15 protein-coding genes and 2 pseudogenes are annotated in these 16,077 nt (G+C 37.2%); 4 read left to right on the top strand and 13 right to left on the bottom strand.

Features of this window, described 5'->3' with window-relative positions; all coding sequences use genetic code 11:
- Nucleotides 1-6 precede the first annotated feature (6 nt).
- From PGN18_RS15075 to PGN18_RS15130, 13 genes and pseudogenes are all read right to left on the bottom strand, one after another.
- Entirely contained in the window at nt 7-795 is a 789-nt protein-coding gene (locus PGN18_RS15075; RefSeq protein ID WP_335320394.1) for a hypothetical protein, read from the bottom strand.
- A gap of 2 nt (nt 796-797) precedes the next feature.
- A complete protein-coding gene (locus tag PGN18_RS15080; RefSeq protein WP_335320395.1) occupies nt 798-1,760 on the bottom strand; it encodes a glycosyltransferase in 963 nt (320 codons plus the stop codon).
- Nucleotides 1,761-1,840: 80 nt separating this feature from the next.
- Nucleotides 1,841-2,791 (bottom strand): glycosyltransferase family 2 protein, encoded by a 951-nt coding sequence (locus PGN18_RS15085; protein WP_335320396.1) that lies wholly within the window; start codon nt 2,789-2,791, stop codon nt 1,841-1,843.
- 164 nt (nt 2,792-2,955) lie between these two features.
- Nucleotides 2,956-3,123 carry a hypothetical protein gene (locus PGN18_RS15090; protein ID WP_335320397.1) on the bottom strand — a complete coding sequence of 56 codons (168 nt, stop codon included), beginning with the start codon at nt 3,121-3,123 and terminating at the stop codon, nt 2,956-2,958.
- A 5-nt stretch (nt 3,124-3,128) separates the two neighbouring features.
- Nucleotides 3,129-3,683 carry a zeta toxin family protein gene (locus PGN18_RS15095; protein ID WP_335320398.1) on the bottom strand — a complete coding sequence of 185 codons (555 nt, stop codon included), beginning with the start codon at nt 3,681-3,683 and terminating at the stop codon, nt 3,129-3,131.
- 79 nt (nt 3,684-3,762) lie between these two features.
- Nucleotides 3,763-4,332, bottom strand: coding sequence for a DUF4199 domain-containing protein (locus tag PGN18_RS15100; protein WP_335320399.1), 570 nt, complete (start codon nt 4,330-4,332; stop codon nt 3,763-3,765).
- A gap of 11 nt (nt 4,333-4,343) precedes the next feature.
- Nucleotides 4,344-5,012, bottom strand: coding sequence for a hypothetical protein (locus PGN18_RS15105; protein WP_335320401.1), 669 nt, complete (start codon nt 5,010-5,012; stop codon nt 4,344-4,346).
- Nucleotides 5,013-5,117: 105 nt separating this feature from the next.
- Nucleotides 5,118-6,374, bottom strand: coding sequence for a dihydroorotase (locus PGN18_RS15110; protein WP_335320402.1), 1,257 nt, complete (start codon nt 6,372-6,374; stop codon nt 5,118-5,120).
- Nucleotides 6,371-8,410, bottom strand: a complete 2,040-nt coding sequence (locus PGN18_RS15115) for a BatA domain-containing protein (protein ID WP_335320403.1) — start codon at nt 8,408-8,410, stop codon at nt 6,371-6,373. The genes PGN18_RS15110 and PGN18_RS15115 overlap by 4 nt, the downstream gene beginning before the upstream one ends.
- 114 nt (nt 8,411-8,524) lie before the next feature.
- Nucleotides 8,525-8,638 (bottom strand): annotated as a pseudogene (locus tag PGN18_RS22455) (type II toxin-antitoxin system YoeB family toxin); the annotation flags it as partial.
- Nucleotides 8,639-8,890: 252 nt separating this feature from the next.
- A complete protein-coding gene (locus PGN18_RS15120) occupies nt 8,891-9,295 on the bottom strand; it encodes a hypothetical protein (protein ID WP_335320404.1) in 405 nt (134 codons plus the stop codon).
- 145 nt (nt 9,296-9,440) lie between these two features.
- Nucleotides 9,441-9,674, bottom strand: a complete 234-nt coding sequence (locus tag PGN18_RS15125) for a hypothetical protein (protein WP_335320405.1) — start codon at nt 9,672-9,674, stop codon at nt 9,441-9,443.
- An 18-nt stretch (nt 9,675-9,692) separates the two neighbouring features.
- Entirely contained in the window at nt 9,693-11,255 is a 1,563-nt protein-coding gene (locus PGN18_RS15130) for a L,D-transpeptidase family protein (RefSeq protein ID WP_335320406.1), read from the bottom strand.
- Between the two features lie 276 nt (nt 11,256-11,531).
- On the opposite strand from PGN18_RS15130, the pseudogene hisG reads away from it, so the two are divergent.
- From hisG to hisB, 4 genes and pseudogenes are all read left to right on the top strand, one after another.
- Nucleotides 11,532-12,384, top strand: a pseudogene (gene hisG / locus PGN18_RS15135) (ATP phosphoribosyltransferase).
- A gap of 49 nt (nt 12,385-12,433) precedes the next feature.
- Nucleotides 12,434-13,717 (top strand): histidinol dehydrogenase, encoded by a 1,284-nt coding sequence (hisD, locus tag PGN18_RS15140; protein WP_335320407.1) that lies wholly within the window; start codon nt 12,434-12,436, stop codon nt 13,715-13,717.
- A gap of 98 nt (nt 13,718-13,815) precedes the next feature.
- Entirely contained in the window at nt 13,816-14,856 is a 1,041-nt protein-coding gene (gene hisC / locus PGN18_RS15145; RefSeq protein WP_335320408.1) for a histidinol-phosphate transaminase, read from the top strand.
- Between the two features lies 1 nt (nt 14,857).
- A complete protein-coding gene (gene hisB, locus PGN18_RS15150; RefSeq protein WP_335320409.1) occupies nt 14,858-15,991 on the top strand; it encodes a bifunctional histidinol-phosphatase/imidazoleglycerol-phosphate dehydratase HisB in 1,134 nt (377 codons plus the stop codon).
- Nucleotides 15,992-16,077 lie beyond the last annotated feature (86 nt).

Genomic DNA, 16,077 nt, shown 5'->3' on the forward strand with positions numbered 1-16,077 from the left:
CCGGGGTTAAACAATATTATGTAAAATATCAGGATGATGATCGCCTTTATACTCGTTTGAAATTTTGCGGTATGCAACGGTTAAAGCCACACTCGATAGCGGAACGATAATAAAAGAACTTAAAATATTAACAATAAAGGCAATTAAAGGCCATTGCAGGTAATTTAACAATAGGTAAATTAAATATCCGCCGCCAAGAACAACCAATAGCAGTAATATTTTAGTGAAGTTACCCCTGGTAGTTGCTAAACTCAATTTGATAGAATCAAATGGCGTTGCACCTTTATCGATAATGAAAAATGGAAAAAATGAAATCCTTAACCAGGTGATAAAAATGGCAATAATCCCTACCGAGATGGCCACATTTTTAACTATTGATAAATTAATTCCGGTGTAGATAAATGGAAAAGCAACCAAAATTACGATCAAATAAACACCAAGAATACAGCCTACAAAATAAAGTGTAGCTACCAGGAACCTGATAATCTGTTGTCTGGTTGGAAGCGTATCTACAATTTTCACATCATTTTCTTCATCGTCCATTAAATGGAAGATATATTTAAAAAGCGAAAGATTAATGGTAAAATAAAGCAGAACGAATATAATGACCATGATCACACTTAAAGCTTTGCTTACATCCTTGATAAAAAAGGCCATTAAGCTTGATGCACTGGCGGTGATAAACATCAAAAAACATAATGTAGCGATAGAAAAATAGTGTTTTCTGGTGATGCCCCATGCCTTTTGTATCACATCGTTAACGGCAAAAGTACTTTCTTTTAAATAATTGATCATTGTTATTTGAATACCACACGTTTAAATAAATCCTGTATAAATCCTAAACCATAAGCAGTTAATTGGATAAATGAGGATATAATGCTCAAAAATGCAACTTTTAACGATTTATTTACAGACCATGAATGGAAAAATATCAACATAAAGTAAATCAATAAGAAGAAGTTACAAACATATGCCAATGGCGGATAGATAAAGTTACATAAAATAGTGAAACCAAAACCTAAAGTAAATAAGGCAGGAAAAAAATGAACGAGTTTTAACTCTTTTGGAAAATGTTTATAGATATTGATCCTGGCCCTGCCGAAAAAGTGTAATTGTTTATAAAACTGACTAAAGCTGGTACGGCGCTTATGATAAACCTTGGCATCGGGAATCAAACCGATTTTAAAACCGTTCTCATGAATGCGGATACTGTATTCGATATCTTCTCCCAAACGGGTTAAAATAAAACCACCAACCTTTTCCCAGGCCTGACGGGAAACACCCATATTAAAACTACGGGGATGAAACTGTCCTACGTGCTGTTTGTTTCCTCGGATGCCACCGGTAGTGAAAGGTGAGGTCATGGCATAACTGATTGCCTTTTGCACAGGCGTAAAACTATCATGCGCCGCATCAGGGCCACCATAAGCATCTAAATGATGTTCATAGAGGTAATTTTTAACAATCTCCAGGTAATTGGCCGGAACGAGAATGTCGGAATCAAAAATAACAAAGTAATCGCCTTTGGCCCGCTCAAAACCAAAATTACGGGCAAAACCTTGTCCGGCATTTTCCTTGAAATAATATTTAACATCCAGTCGATCTGCGTAAGAAGCCACGATCTCCCTGGCATCGTTTTTAGAACCATCTTCAATCACCAAAACCTCAAACTGTAAATATGTCTGCCTGGTTAAAGTGTATAAAAGTTCGTCGATTTCCTGCGGACGGTTGTAAAGGGGGATAATGATGGAGAAAAACATGTTTACAGAGGTAAAAGGTAGAAGGTTGAGGGTTTAAGTTTTAGGGCGTATAAAAAACCTTACGCCTTAGACCTTTTGCCTTATACCCTCTTTTCTATCAAATATTGGTTTCTTTCTGGTGCATTGCGGGTTACCAGCTCGGCTACAAAACCTGTTAAGAACATTTGCGAGCCAACTATAATAGCAACCAATGCAATATAAAATAAAGGTTGGTCGGTAATTTCTCTTTTGTAAGGAATATGCGCAGCAAGATGATAGAGCTTTTCGCCGATCATCCATAGCGCCATAAAAGTACCAATAAGAAAGCTCAACACTCCCAACGACCCAAAAAAGTGCATCGGTCGCTTGCCGAATTTACCCACAAAAAAGATGGAAAGTAAGTCTAAAAAGCCATTGATAAACCTGCTGAAACCAAATTTAGTGGTACCATATTTACGTGCACGGTGTTCTACCACCTGCTCGGCAATTTTACCAAATCCGGCCCATTTGGCAATTACCGGGATATAACGGTGCATTTCACCATAAACTTCGATGGTTTTAATCACATCGCTACGGTAAGCTTTTAGGCCACAGTTAAAGTCGTTCAGTTCTATACCGCTCATTTTGCGGGTAGCAGCATTAAAGAGTTTAGTCGGTATGGTTTTCGTAATGGGATCATAACGTTTCTTTTTCCAGCCTGAAATCAGGTCCAGTTTCTCCTCTTTAATACGGCGGTACAACTCCGGAATTTCGTCCGGGCTATCCTGTAGGTCGGCATCCATCGTAATTACCACATCGCCTTGCGTAGCTTCGAAACCAACGTTTAAAGCGGCAGATTTACCATAGTTACGCCTAAATTTAATGCCCTTTATGGCAGGGTTTTGATGTCTTAAATCTTCAATTACTGCCCATGAACGATCGGTGCTACCATCATCAACCAAAATAATCTCATAGCTGAAATTATTTTCAGTCATCACTTTATCAATCCAGGCCGTTAACTCTGGCAGTGATTCATCTTCATTAAATAAGGGTACTACAACTGATATATCCATTTTTTAAGCATAAACCTCGCAGGTTTAATTCGTTTTGTATGTTGTTTTCAACAGTCTCATTGAGGGCTACGCCGTTTGGAAACCTGCGAGGTTTTTTAAATTAAAACGTGCAAATTTCATCAAATTAAATGATAAAACCTGCACGTTCGAAATTTTTGATTTAATTATAATTTAATGTCCTTAGCTTTTACTTTTACAATTTTCCCCTGATCGGAAAAAACTAAAACACCATCGTTTTTTGTTTTGTATGCGACAAGTTTTTTAAAAGTTAGTTCCATACCCTCACTTATTTTTCTATGTAATAATTGAAGCGTAATCTGCTTATCATCCATGATATTTAACTTAATTTTTTCCAATTTTCTTTTTCAAAGATAGTCATTTCAGATTTATTACCCTCTGCTATAAACTGAAGTGATTTTTTTGAATTATTTAGCACAAACCAAAAATCAACAGTTTTGATAAACTGCTGTAAATTTTGTATTCCTTTATAATACCTTCTTCTGATTACATCTTCAGGGATATCGTGTCCACCTTCAGATACCCTCATTTTAACCCTTTCGATAGCAAGCTCTACCTCATTTAACCAAAAGAATAAAAGCGTTACCTGATAACCTAAAGCCTTTGCTCTTTTAATGGTATTCAAGTAAGATTTAGTAGTAAGTGTAGTTTCAATAGCAAAATTTGCTTTTTGCAATAACAGTTCATCAATCCGGTTCAACATAATCTTTCCAGCCTGAATGGCGACACTTTCGGGCTTAAACGGAGAAATGCCGCGGGCGATCTCATCGGCATTTACAAATTCTCTGCAATTCAGGATTTCAGGCAGAACAGTAAATGATGCCGTTGTTTTACCGGCTCCATTACAACCCGAAATAATATATAGCTGATGCATCACAAGTGGGGATTTAAACTAAAAAGTGCAGACTTCATCAAATGATAAAACCTGCACGTTCAAAATTTTATAGAAGAAATTAGTCTTCTTTTGGAAAGGAATTAAATGTAACTGGCTCTTTTCTTTTTAAAATAGCAGCCAGTATGAGTGAAAGTACACCATACAGTGCAAGTGAAACACCAAAACTGGTAAATATATTTTTGAAAGTCGGCTCCAGTTTTTCCTGCATATTACCCGCTTTAGCAATAGCTTCGTCGATTTGTTCGCTGGCCATTCCAAATTTCTCCATCATCGCCCTTTGCGCAGTTTCAATAGCATCTGCAGCCTTGGCCGGAAGATCTGGATCAATAAATTTCATCAATACTACGTTGTAAAGTGTAGCCGTTAATGCCAGTATTAGTGAGACAATTAAAAAAGCTTTGAAAGCTTCTCCAAATGTCCAAAAACCACCAATTTCTTTACGAATGTTAATTCCTACCACTACCAATAAAACGATAAATAAAACAAATATTAATATTTGCGCCATAAAACTGGTGTAAATTAATACAGGATCAATAAAATGCAGCGTCAAAGATAAAACGATTGAAACCGCAGCTAGCATTAATCCATTTTTCAAAGCGAGTTTAGAAATAAGAGCACTCTTGTCCATTTTGTTATTTTTTAGTTATTGATTGTTGTGATTAATGTATAAGATGCAGCATCGAAAGCTTTGTTACGGCTAAACTGAATTAATTCTTTTTCGGTTTCTTTACTACCTTCAACATCCAGGAAGAAAACCATAAAAGGCACAAACAATTCCTGCATTTCTTCGCTGATATTTAATTTTGCAGCCGTTTTACAAATTTCTTCTACACTGCTTTCTGCCAGTTGCTGGTTGCTGATCAGTTCTTCGTAAATTTCAAACTCATCCTGAAACTCATCGTCTTCTACCAACAAAAATTCTTTTAGGAAATCGCCCAATTCAGGATCCAAATCTTCATCCTTGCACTCTTTAATGTATAGTAAAAGATTTAAAAGTTCGGTTCCCCTATCGATGGTTTCCTCCTCAATATTCGCCCACTCATCGCTCTCCAGATAATCATCTTCCAGTTTTTGCACATCGCTACTGAAAAAATTCACCATCAATAAATCGAAAAATACTTCGCGTAATTCTTCAAATTTAGGATGGGAGTCGAAAACCGCATCAAAAGCTTCTGCCTTATCTAAAAAGTTAACATCAAGCTCAAAAGCAGCCAGTAATTCTGTTTCAAAACTTTCGACATTAACTGCAGAAACCTCGGCATATTTATTAATGGAAGCGCTTAGCGCTTGTTTTACTCTATTATCCATGATTAAGATTTTTAAGATTATAGGATTTTAAGATCATTAAATCGATCCGTCATGCTGAATTTATTTCAGCATCTATATATACAATAGCAGTTAAGCTCTTTTCAATTAACTCTCCCAGTATTGGTCATTATTATATACCAATTTTACCTTACCCATAAGTTCGGTACCCAACAACGGACTGTTTGCAGATTTAGAATAGTTGTTGGTCGAATTATACAACCATTTTTCGCTTGTATTCACTATCGTAAAGTTAGCCTCTGCACCTTCTTCAATTACTGGAACAGTTAAATTTAACAATTTACGTGGATTAATAGCCAATTTCTCTGCAATTAAAGCAATATCCAATCCGGCTTTTAACAACAGCGGCAATACGGTTTGCAAAGCGATAATACCATAGTGAGCAATTTCGAACTCTACGTTTTTAAATTCAATTTCCTCCGGACGGTGCTGGGAAGTAATTGCATCAATGGTTCCATCTCTTAAACCAGCAATTAACGCTTTTACATCAGATTTTCCACGCAACGGTGGCTTAACCTTATAATTGCTATCAAAATCGCTTAAAAGTTCTTCTGTAAATACGAGGTGATGTGCCGTTACATCACATGAAACCTGAACGCCATCTTTCTTTGCCTTACGGATTAAAGCTACTGCACCAGCGGTAGAAATATTGCTGATATGGATTTTAGTCTCGTTATAGCCTGCTAAAAAAATATCGCGGGCAATGTGCATTTCTTCTGCTAATGCCGGTAGGCCCTTCATGCCCAGAAGCACTGAATTCTTGCTTTCATTAATCTGCGATTTACCTGCGATGGATTTATTTTCGGGATAAACCATTAACAATGCATCAAATCCTTTGGCATATTGTAGGGCTCTGCTCATGAAACCATCATCCTGCAAAGCTTTATCGCCATCAGAGAATGCTACAGCACCGGCTTGTTGCATATCAAACAATTCGGCCAATTCTTTGGCCTCACGGTTCTGACTGATAGCGCCAACAGGCAAAACATCAACCAGGTCATTTTTGGCCTTGTTTACAATATATTCTATCTGGGATTTTGACTGTACAACCGGGCTGGTTTGCGGCAACAAAGCCAATCCTGTAAAACCACCAGCTTTCGCAGTTTGGGTTAACGATTCAATGTCTTCCTTCGTTTCGAAACCCGGATCGCCAGCTACACAGTTTAAATCGAAAAAACCTGGTGTTAAAAAAGCACCCTGAGCATCAAAAATGGTTTCATTTTTATCGGCAGTTAAGTTACCTATATTTTTAATTTTCCCATTTTCTACCCTGACATCGCATTGTTGATTGTTGAACTTACTTTGCGGATCGGCAATGGTTACATTTTTAACCAGGAGATTCATATTGTTTTTTTTGTGTTGTTAAAAAATCGGATGAGCAAAATTTCTGCTGCAATAAAAATCAGCGACAAAATTAGACAAAGTTTCCATAAAGTTTGACCGATTTTATTGCCACCGGCAATTAATTTAACGGCATCTTTATCGGTATCGAATATTTTCAGGTTACTTTTATCGGCTAATTGCTCCAGTTCTGTTTTACTTAAGTAATGTAGATCAGATTCGGCACGGCCGTTGTTAAAGCTATGAACCGCAAGCAGCGAATCTGCAAGTTTTAGGTTATAAAAACCCGCATTTTTAATCTGATCGGCAACATATATCAATGTTTTTCCTTCCGCCTGTCGTATTTCAGGTATGACTTCGAGATGATCGGCTGTAATTTTTAAACTTTGGTTTTTACCTATAGCGATTTTTTTACTAGCTAATGTGTTATCATTGCCAATATGATAATAAAGCGGCACTTCATTTCCTCCACTTAGGGCTAAGCGATAAAGTAACGGAACGAAAACCGGATGACGTGCCAGATTTCCATCATTAGCATTCAAGCCTGTGGCTGATAAATAAACCTGACCGTTCCCTACCCCATATTTAGAGAAAAATGCCTTTCTGCCTGGCAACATCATGACATCTTCTTTGTTAGCTGTATTTTTCTCCACGAAAGAATAATAACGGGAAACACTTGGCAGATCCAGATTTTTAGGAATTTCTTCAAAAACAGTTTTGAAAATCGGGTTTTGCAGGTCAATCTGATCAACCTTGCTTGGTGTAGTAATTAATGCTTGAATAGAGGGAAGCGACATTCCACTTAAAAATGAATTATAAGTTTGAATATCGGCATCCAAATCAGGAAAAAGCACTACTGTACCGCCTGCATGCAAATAGGTTTTTAGCTGTTGTGCCAATCCGCTTGAAGGACTTTTCAATCCATTCAAAACAATCAAGCCATAATTACTAAAATTATTGTAGTTTACGTTGCTTTCGGCATTTTCAGCCAATTGATAGTATGCGTCGGCCGCAAATAAGGCTTTAATGTAATGACCAGCATTTGGCCCGTTAATACTTAAAACCGGGAAATTCTTATCTACTTTAAAACTAAAGGAAAGGGTATCATCAAAGGTCACCGGAAAATCTTTAATGCTCATCATACCTTTTTGCCAACCAGCTTTAAGTCCCGAGAAATTCAGGGTATCTTTCACTGTTTTACCTGCTGGAATGCTTACAGCACCTAACCCTTTTTGCTGGTTGTTGAGGGTCAATTTTAAAGGGATATTTTTTGCTGGTTCTTCCGAATAATTTGTTAGCTGCACCACTAAACGTTCATTTGCATCAGGCTGATGATTTGGTGAAAGTGTCCAAACGCTATCTACCGCAACATTTGGTAAGTTATTGGCATTCAATTTCAAAAATGAATATTGGATATCGGCTTTGGTTTGGAGTTTTTTTGTGGAGGAGATGTTTTTTTGAAAATCGGAGATGAGGAAGCTGTATTTATTTTCGGTTCCCGATAAAACATTTCCCTGCCTGTTTAAAATTTGCTGGAGATTTCGGTTTGCCGCTGATATTTTTACATCATCCAGTGCTTTTAGAAATGCTTCTTCATTTAGCAAACGCTGGTGTTTACCTTCGAAATCGTTCGTTAACAACTGAAAACGGTCGTTAATGCCGAAACCTTTAACCAGTTCCTTTGCCCTACGTTTCGCCTCATCTAGCAAACTGCCATCTTTATTAACAGCCTCCATACTGTAAGAGTTATCGATATAAATACTAACGATATTATTTAAAGCTGTAGTTTCTTGGTCGTGGGCAGAAATGTAGGGTTGGGCAAATGCCAACACTAAAAAGAGGATTGCCAGAATCCGCGATAAAAGAATAAGCAGGTTTTTAAGTTTTTCTTTTGACGAATTTTGCTGTTCTATTTCCTTTAAAAGCTGAACATTAGAGAAATAAACTTTTTTAAATTTCCTGAAATTGAATAAATGAATGATAACCGGGATGGCAACCGATATGAGTGCAAAAAGAAAGCCCGGATAAAGAAAATTCATTAAAAACCAAAGATAGAAAAATTATGGAATAGGGGATAATATTCCTTACTAATTATTATCAATGTATATCAAATGTAAAGGAAGGCAGATACTAATTAAGATAAATAGACACGATCATTTATCTCCATAGTGGCCAGCAGCCGATAAAACCAGTACGCTTATCGTTTCACCATTTATTTGATAAACCAGTCTATGCTTTTTTGTTATCCTTTTAGAATATAAGCCTGATGATTTATTTTTTTAATTCTTGCTTTCCGGTTCCCGTGGTAGGATGTTCAATGAGTTCTGATAACCTGAACTCGATAATTATTTAATTAAAATACTGCCTTATAAACGACCCATCCCTGGCCGATTCGTCATGCTGAACTTCCGCCCGGCCGGTTGGACGGGTGTTTCAGCATCTTTTTAGTATAAAAGACCCTGAAATGAATTTACTGCGTAGCTTTCCGCTGCGCTACAGGTCAGGGTGACGGCCTAGACCTAATAACTAAACCCAGGAAATTCAATATTTACAATTTTCCAACTGCGGTTGGTTAATGCAAAATACAATTTAAAAGGTCCGCTTACAATTTTAGATTGTTTTTGAATCACCTCCCGGTAACCAGCCACGCCTTCTACAAAGCCCATACCTTTACCGTCATCAAATAATTCAAAGTTAACATCGATAATATCGTAACGCCCACCTACATACTCATCTGATTTTCCGAAAACACCTTTCAACCGCCCAATGATCACATCTTTGCCGATTATTTTATGTCCCGGCAAAATAAAAAAGTCATTCAGTTCACTTGTAATTGCCTTCGATTGTTTAAACCACGCATTTACAAATCTAATGGCGCTATTAACGATATCGGCCTGATGGTTAAAATTAGGTGTTTCCTGCATTTTTTGATGTCTTTCCTTGAATGAGTTGTACCCAGAAACCTATATGTCAACTTGAGACTTTCGAAGCTTTTTTTTTATTGTTCTTCAACAGGCTCAAGAATGACGATCTTTTTATTAGTTGCACAAGCTCAAAAACTTGGCGAAGTTAACTATTCTTAAGTCTTTCTCTAATTTCGGCAAGAGAATAATCAATTAACAGTTTACCATCTCTGAAAACTTCTTTTAATTTACCTTGTGCTTCTTCTTCCCAGGTACATTGATCTTTCAGTTCATATTCTCCCTGGGCATTTTTAAAAATCTGCAATAAACCTTTTGCTGATTTTTTGGTACCATCATCGGTAATGGGATCCTTAAATATTTCACGACAGACACCATCCATTTCTCCGTAAGCAATTTCTTATCTAAACTTCTTCATTGCAGCCCAAAGTTTTTCATCCATTCCATAGATATCAGGCCGGTATTCGATTTTATCATTCTGTGACCAGGCCGTAAAATAAGTAATGATTAATGGAACAGGTATCTTGGGTCCAAACCATGCTGGTTTTAATTGAAAGGACTTGGTCGTATCTGCCTTTTGCGCCATGCGTTTTTTATACCATTTTATATGGGTACTATCTATGGGAGGCAAATCAACCTCTGCCCTAAGTTTATCATAGGTATACGAATCTTTCACCAAAAGCTTGGCGAAGTCAAGTGGTTTTTCAATGCGTACACAACCATGACTGATGGCTCTATTTGTTAATTTGAATCCGTTTTTATTATTGGTATCGTGCAGGTAGATACTTGAGCTATTGTCGAAGATAAATTTAAACTTTCCCAAAGCGTTTCCCCCACCCGAACCTTGCTTAAATCTGAACGGTAATTTATCACGGGAATACCTTCGCCAATTGATGGTATCAGGTTCACCAATCAGCTTATCTTTATAGTATACTTTGATGTTGCTATTCGACAAATAAAAGGGATCTTTTCTGGCCATCCAATAGATCTCGCTTTGCGCAATACTTACCGGAATATTCCATACCGGATTGGCCTGAATAGAACTAATTTTACTAAACAATAATGGCGTCTCATGGTTTTTCGGTTTATCATCTAAATTCCCAGATTTTGCGAAGGCTTTAAGCTTCTCTTCATAACCATTTTCGCGCTTACCACCCACACAAACTTTCATCGCAATTAAAGTATCTTTTTTATCAAACCAGGTCAACCTAAAATCAGGAATATTTACCTGCACATAATTGCTTCCGGTCTCTGGCATTTGCCAACGGAAACGTTCCATGTTCAATAATAAAATTCGCTTTTCACTTTCCGAATCTGCACTTAAATAAGCTGCTTGCAAAGCCTTGTATTGAGATGATTTTGGCTGTACAGATCTAAGGGTATCCAAAAGGCTTGCACCATTTAAAAGATTAACCATTCCTAAACTATCCGGGCGTTTAACTTTAATGTAATAACGCGAAAAAATGGTCCGGGGATTTACTAAACCATATTTAAGATAATTATTATAATTCAGGTAAGCATTTGCAGCTAACAGTTCTAATTTCGCTATTATTGGGTAACTCTCATCTACTTTCTTAAACTTATTGGCTGTTAATTCGTCCAATAGGATTTTGATTTCTTCTCCTTTAAAAATCTTGGGATTAAAGCCATGCACTTTGCTTTGATCTAAATAACTCACTAACGTATCTAACTGTCCGTTGATAAAGAACTGAGTAACCAATTTAGGCTGGGAATTATTATTTGAATAAAACGCCTTTATGGCCTTCGGATTAACAAATTTACCCGAAAGACTGTCCATTACTTTCACAAAAACACTATCATAGGCTACAGTATCAAAATCTTTGTAGATTTTATTTTTGAAATGCTCTGACAGCACTTTGCCAATCTCCGGTGGGCTTTTAAACCACCCACAAGCAGAAATAAACAAGATAAAGGGTAGAACAAGAAAACGGATTTTTTTCAAAAGCGTAAAATTTTAATATAAAATAATAGTTAATGATAATAAAAACAGCATAATGGCAAATTAAGTGCCATTATTTTTTGTTTTCCCCAAATCAAACACTATATTTGCCAGCGCTTATCAGCTAACGTATTGATACTGGCAGAAATAATTTATGAATTTAACTTTGAACCATCACTTACATTTACACCATCGCCGATAGGCGATATGATATGTTTGTTTTGTACTTCAAAACTTTTTTCCGTAAAATAATTTCTTGTTCACTCTATATTCAATACTTTGAAAACACTTAAAATCGCTATCCAGAAGTCGGGTAGGTTAAACGAAAAATCTGTAGAAATACTCAAAAACTGTGGTTTATCATTCGAAAACTACAAAAGTTCACTCATCTCAAGCGTTACCAATTTTCCTTTAGAAATTCTTTTCCTACGTGACGATGATATTCCGGAATATGTGCAGGATGGCATTGCCGATTTAGGTATTGTTGGTGAAAATGTAATTGTAGAAACCAAAGCCGAAGTAGACTATCTACAAAAATTAGGCTTTGGAAAGTGCAACCCTAAAAATCGCTGTTCAGGCTACCAGTAATATCGAAAAACTGGAAGAGTTAAGCGGCAAAGCCATTGCAACTTCTTACCCGGTAATCCTCGAAAAATTTTTACAGGGAAAAGGTATAACATCAGATATCAGAACCATTTCAGGATCGGTAGAAATTGGACCGGGTTTAGGCTTAAGCGATGCCATTTTTGATATCGTTTCAACGGGAGGAACATTAAAAAGTAATGGACTAAAACCATTTGCTGATGTGATGCAGTCTGAAGCTGTTTTAATCGGAAATAAATCTATAGCAGACAATCCAGAGGTAGCGGAATTATTGCAACGCATCCGCTCTGTACTTAGTGCAAAATCGAACAAATATGTGGTGTTAAATGTTTCGAAAGACAACCTCCAAAAAGTAGTTGATTTATTGCCTGGCGTAAAAAGCCCAACCGTGGTTCCACTCTTCGAACCGAACTGGGTTGCCGTTCATTCGGTAATTGCTGAAGAGGATTTCTGGGACAAGATTAACAGCTTAAAAGCTGCAGGCGCCGAAGGTATTTTAGTGATGCCTATTGAGAAAATAATTCAATAAAATAGGAAAAATACATATTAACTATTGGTTAATTTTTAAATATAAAACATTGAAAATCTATAATTATACAGATTTATCTAACTCAAAAATTGAAGAACTTTATTCAAGACAGATTGAAGATGATAAATTAGTTGAAAGCCGTGTTGCTGACATTATAAAATCAGTAAAAGCAGATGGCGACAAAGCCCTTTTCGATTTCGCCAAAACCTTTGATAAAGTTGAACTGAAAAAACTTTTTTTAGATGGCGAAGAATTAAAAGCTATTGCAGCAACTATCCCAGATGAAGCGAAAAAAGCAATTGATATTGCTTACGAAAACATCAAAAATTTTCACCTTTCTCAATTAAAAAAAGAAGATAAAGTAGAGACGATGCCAGGTGTAGTTTGCTGGCGCGAAAGCAGGTCAATTGAGAAGGTTGGACTTTATATCCCGGGAGGTACCGCAGTATTACCAAGCACCTTTTTAATGCTGGCAACACCAGCTCGTATTGCAGGCTGTAAAGATATTGTGGTATGCTCACCTCCACAACGTGATGGCAAAACCAATTGTTACCTGGCTTATTGCGCAGTGCTATTGGGAATCGAAAAGCTATTCCTGATTGGGGGTGCACAAGCTGTAGCCGCTATGGCTTTTGGAACAGAAAGCGTACCACAGGTATATAAGATTTTTGGTCCTGGCAACCGTTATGTAACCACCGCCAAAACCATGGTTCAAAATAAAGTGGCAATAGATATGCCTGCCGGGCCATCGGAAGTATTGGTTATTGCAGACGAGACTGCCAATCCGTCATTTATCGCTGCAGATCTGCTTGCACAGGCGGAGCATGGAACTGATAGTCAGGCTATTTTAGTTTGCACATCCAGTCAGATCATAGCTGAAACATTAGAAGAAATTGATTATCAGCTTAATACTCTTCCACGAAAAGAGATTGCAGCTAAAGTTATAGCCAATTCTTACGTAGTATTAGCTAAAAACCTGAATGAGGCTATGCAGTTTTCGAATGAATATGCGCCCGAACACTTGATATTGGCCACTGAAAACTTCGAAAGCCTTATTCCATCGATTATTAATGCAGGATCGGTCTTCCTAGGTAACTTTACTCCAGAAAGCGTCGGCGATTATGCCTCTGGAACCAACCATACCTTACCAACCAGTGGCTTTGCAAAGGCTTATTCAGGCGTATCAACCGATGCTTTTTTGAAAAAAATAACTTTTCAGCATTTATCTCAACAAGGTTTGAACAATATTGGCTCTACAGTTGAAACACTTGCAGCCGCTGAAGGTTTAGAAGCGCATAAAAATGCAGTGAGTATTAGATTAAAAAATAAATAGACAAACATCTTCATGATACGTCATGCTGAATTTATTTCAGCATCTATAACAGTAAAAGACCCTGAAATAAATTCAGGGTGACGAATAAAAATACAGCAATGGACATTAACGATTTAGTAAGAGAAAATATAAAAAACCTTCGCCCCTACTCTACCGCAAGGGACGAATTTAAAGGTCAGGCATCTGTTTTTTTAGATGCTAATGAGAACAGTTATGGCTCACCTTTACCCGCCAATTATAACCGCTACCCAGATCCTTTACAGCTGGACTTGAAAGATGCGATCAGTAAAATAAAAGGCGTGCCGATTGAGAATACTTTTTTAGGAAACGGTAGCGACGAAGCAATAGATTTGTTATTTCGCGCTTTTTGTAATCCTGGAAAAGACAACGTAATTGTGCTGCCACCAACTTACGGAATGTATGAAGTTTCGGCTAATATAAATGATGTAGAAATACGCAAAGTGAGCCTGCTTCCGAACTTTCAGTTAGACATGGAAAAGATCGCAGAAACGATTGATAAAAACACCAAATTAATTTTCATTTGTTCGCCAAATAATCCGACTGGAAATTCGATAAATCGTGAAGATATCGAAACCATTTTAGCCAACTTTAATGGCATCGTTATAGTAGATGAAGCTTACATTAATTACGCCCGTCAGAAGACCTTTATCCAAGAGCTTACCGAGTACGCAAACCTCGTGGTTTTGCAAACTTTTTCGAAGGCCTGGGGACTCGCCGCTTTACGTTTAGGCATGGCTTTTTCCTCGACAAAAGTGATCGATGTTTTGAACAAAATTAAGCCACCTTACAACATCAATCAGGCCACTCAGGACTTAGCCTTTGAGGCGCTAAAAAATATTGCAAAAGTGAACGAATGGATTAAAGAATCTGTTGCAGAAAGAGACCGTTTAAGTAACGCATTAAATGCAATAAATATCGTAAAAAAAGTATATCCTTCTGACGCGAATTTTATTCTCACAGAAGTTACAGATGCGGTAAAAATTTATGATACTTTAGTAGAGCAAGGTATCATTGTACGAGACCGTTCCAAAGTAACTTTATGCGAAGGTTGTTTACGCATTACCGTGGGCACAAAAGAAGAAAACGACAAGCTGTTAAATGTTTTAGAAAAATTTTAAAATGAAAAAGGTATTATTTATAGATAGGGACGGCACTTTAAATATTGAACCTGATGATGAACAGGTAGACAGTTTTGCAAAGCTTAAATTTTATCCGCGTTCGTTATATTATTTATCGAAAATTGCAGCCGAACTGGATTACGAACTCGTAATGGTTACCAACCAGGATGGATTAGGTACACTTTCAAATCCGGAAGAAAATTTCTGGCCCATCCACAATTTCATGTTGGATACTTTTGCTGGCGAAGGTGTAAATTTTAGCGAGATCGTGATAGACAGAACGTTTGCCAAAGACAATGCACCAACACGCAAACCCGGCACAGCTTTATTGACGAAATATTTTAGCGAAGATTATGACCTCAAAAACTCTTTCGTCATCGGCGATCGTTTAAATGATGTGGTATTGGCCAAAAATTTAGGTGCAAAAGCAATCTTTCTTCGCCAGAATGATGCGCTAGGTTCAACAGAAGCGCTAGATAAGCGTGAATCATTGCTGGAGGTGATTATCCTGGAAACTCAAAAATGGGAAGATATCTACAACTTGCTTAAAGCAGGAAGCAGGAAAATTCGTCATGAACGCAAAACCAATGAAACTGACATAATCATTAACCTTGACCTGGATGGAACAGGCAAGGCGAAAATCGAGACCGGTTTAAACTTTTTTGATCATATGCTTGATCAGATTGCCAGACACGGCAGTGTTGATCTGGAAGTAATTGCAAAAGGTGATTTACACATTGATGAACACCATACCATAGAAGATACTGGGATTGCACTGGGAGAGGCCTTTGCCAAAGGATTAGGCAATAAATTAGGTATTGAAAGGTATGGTTTTTGCTTACCAATGGACGATTGTTTAGCACAGGTAGCCATTGATTTTGGAGGAAGAAACTGGATAGTTTGGGATGCAGCATTTAAACGTGAGAAGGTTGGCGATATGCCAACAGAGATGTTTTATCATTTCTTTAAGTCATTTAGTGATGCCGCAAAATGCAATCTAAATATAAAAGCAGAGGGCGACAACGAGCATCATAAAATTGAAGCTATATTTAAAGCATTTGCCAAAGCCATTAAAATGGCTATAAAACGTGATGCAGAGAAAATGGTATTGCCGAGCACGAAAGGTTTATTGTAAGAGGTAAAATGGATGATGGAAAGCGCCTTATAGCAGGAACATTGCTAATGAAAAACCGTCATTCGTTCTCAAATTTTAAAGAAACA

The organism is Pedobacter terrae, assembly GCF_036946585.1.
GTDB lineage: Bacteria > Bacteroidota > Bacteroidia > Sphingobacteriales > Sphingobacteriaceae > Pedobacter > Pedobacter terrae_C.

Coding starts and splice junctions, on each gene's coding strand:
- PGN18_RS15120 (WP_335320404.1), bottom strand. CDS start 9,295: ATGCAGGAAACACCTAATTTTAACCATCAGGCCGATATCGTTAATAGC.
- PGN18_RS15105 (WP_335320401.1), bottom strand. CDS start 5,012: ATGGATAATAGAGTAAAACAAGCGCTAAGCGCTTCCATTAATAAATAT.
- PGN18_RS15110 (WP_335320402.1), bottom strand. CDS start 6,374: ATGAATCTCCTGGTTAAAAATGTAACCATTGCCGATCCGCAAAGTAAG.
- PGN18_RS15115 (WP_335320403.1), bottom strand. CDS start 8,410: ATGAATTTTCTTTATCCGGGCTTTCTTTTTGCACTCATATCGGTTGCC.
- PGN18_RS15100 (WP_335320399.1), bottom strand. CDS start 4,332: ATGGACAAGAGTGCTCTTATTTCTAAACTCGCTTTGAAAAATGGATTA.
- PGN18_RS15090 (WP_335320397.1), bottom strand. CDS start 3,123: ATGGATGATAAGCAGATTACGCTTCAATTATTACATAGAAAAATAAGT.
- hisC (WP_335320408.1), top strand. CDS start 13,816: ATGGACATTAACGATTTAGTAAGAGAAAATATAAAAAACCTTCGCCCC.
- hisB (WP_335320409.1), top strand. CDS start 14,858: ATGAAAAAGGTATTATTTATAGATAGGGACGGCACTTTAAATATTGAA.
- PGN18_RS15125 (WP_335320405.1), bottom strand. CDS start 9,674: ATGGATGGTGTCTGTCGTGAAATATTTAAGGATCCCATTACCGATGAT.
- PGN18_RS15080 (WP_335320395.1), bottom strand. CDS start 1,760: ATGTTTTTCTCCATCATTATCCCCCTTTACAACCGTCCGCAGGAAATC.
- PGN18_RS15075 (WP_335320394.1), bottom strand. CDS start 795: ATGATCAATTATTTAAAAGAAAGTACTTTTGCCGTTAACGATGTGATA.
- PGN18_RS15085 (WP_335320396.1), bottom strand. CDS start 2,791: ATGGATATATCAGTTGTAGTACCCTTATTTAATGAAGATGAATCACTG.
- PGN18_RS15095 (WP_335320398.1), bottom strand. CDS start 3,683: ATGCATCAGCTATATATTATTTCGGGTTGTAATGGAGCCGGTAAAACA.